General features: G+C 51.0%; 3 protein-coding genes. 1 reads left to right on the top strand and 2 read right to left on the bottom strand.

Going from position 1 to position 1,462, the window contains the following annotated elements:
• Positions 1 to 702: hypothetical protein (locus GM79_RS09800; protein ID WP_235184031.1), on the top strand; the 702-nt coding region annotated here is incomplete at its 5' end.
• Here the strand turns inward: GM79_RS09800 and GM79_RS09795 are convergent.
• Positions 699 to 1,142 (bottom strand): IS1 family transposase, encoded by a 444-nt coding sequence (locus tag GM79_RS09795; RefSeq protein ID WP_051718714.1) that lies wholly within the window; start codon positions 1,140 to 1,142, stop codon positions 699 to 701. The genes GM79_RS09800 and GM79_RS09795 overlap by 4 nt on opposite strands.
• Positions 1,090 to 1,293: a hypothetical protein gene (locus GM79_RS24850; protein WP_152559931.1), complete on the bottom strand. Its 204-nt coding sequence runs from the start codon at positions 1,291 to 1,293 to the stop codon at positions 1,090 to 1,092. Before GM79_RS24850 ends, GM79_RS09795 begins: the two co-directional genes overlap by 53 nt.
• Positions 1,294 to 1,462 lie beyond the last annotated feature (169 nt).

Below are 1,462 nucleotides of genomic sequence, written 5' to 3'. Positions count from 1 at the left end.
AGTGGAACACAGCATCGGGGGTCTAAAAAGGTATCGTATTTTATCAGACCGTTTGCGGATGCACAACCTGGAACAGTTCGATGTGGCGCTGGAAGTGTGTGCAGGTTTGTGGAATTTCTGCTTAACTCATTGATAAACCGCTACAACAACTCTACTGTTGCCGGTTTAAATGAAGGACCGAATAAAATTGAAGTTTTTAAAAAACAGCAGATGATGGATGTAATGAGAAAAAGCATGGTAGCGTCAATGGACTCTGCTACTGTCCGCCTAATCGACATTGATGTTGCTGTAAATTGTGTCTATGAAAAGATTAAATACATCGTACCTGGTGCTAAGGAAATGGGACTTGCGAGTGACCCTAATAGCGTTTACGCAAAGGAGATTTTTCTTCCATGCGTGCAGCTAGCCTCGAAAAACGCCGGTCAGAATAAGACATCTCCAATAAATTCGATTATTGGAGGTGTAGAAGGCCCTGACTCACCTACTAGAATTTCTACACTACCAATCAATAACCTTCAAGCTATTGGCTTAAAAGTAGAAAACAAGTCATATTATTTTGTGATTGATTCAGGAGCATCGTATGTAATAGTTTCAGAAAAAGAGGAAAAGCAGTTCCTGTTGGCGAATGTAATTGCCAAAAAGGACTATACTGACCCTACTACAATCGTTTTCGCGGACGGTAGGAAATTGGCGGTGGTCTAATTCAAGGTGGTATTGTACCGGTCAATTACAATTTTAATCCGGGCGGTGTGCATACTCAGCGACTTGCTGAAGGAACAAGATTTTCGCACGAGCACCCCACAGCGCTGGCGTAGCGAACAGTTGATGGCTTCGACAATACTTGTTCCGCCGCTGCCCTTGGGGCAGCGGCGATGGTGCCAGCGGGGCAACACCTCCACGTAGGCCTCCCACAGGTCGGTAAAATACCAGCAATGGCGGTGGTAGCGCGGAGGCAGAGCCAACCACAAGCGCCGGGCCGTGGCCGCGTCCCGTCGGCCCAGCACCCAGGCCACGATGCGCCGGCTGGCCCGTTCGACGGCCAACCACAGCCAGACTTTGCGCTTCTTGCGGCCCACGAAGGTCCACATTTCATCCAGCTCCAGCGCTTCCCACTCCTTTTTCTGGTCCTTTTTGGGGCGCAAGCGCGGGAGCGCCGGCGAAGCCGCTTGCGCTTTTTTTTATCCGGCTGGCAATCGTCACCCGCGAGATACCCGTCACGCGGGCAATGCTGCGCTGCGAGTTGCGCTCGCCCAGCAACTCGTCCACCTGCGCATACTGCAGCGCTTTGGCCACGGCGGCGGGGGTAAAACGGGCTTGATGCCCGCAGCCTTTGCACTGGTATTTGGCATGGCCCCCAGCGCTGCCGTTACGGCGAATATGTTCACTGCCGCAAGCAGCGCAGAAATGTTGCGTAAAAACCATCCCTAAAATTAATCATTTCACCTTAGATTAGACCACCGCC

The sequence above is a fragment of the Hymenobacter sp. IS2118 genome, assembly GCF_000715495.1.
Lineage (GTDB): Bacteria > Bacteroidota > Bacteroidia > Cytophagales > Hymenobacteraceae > Hymenobacter.
This window is presented reverse-complemented; position numbering and strand designations above follow the sequence as displayed.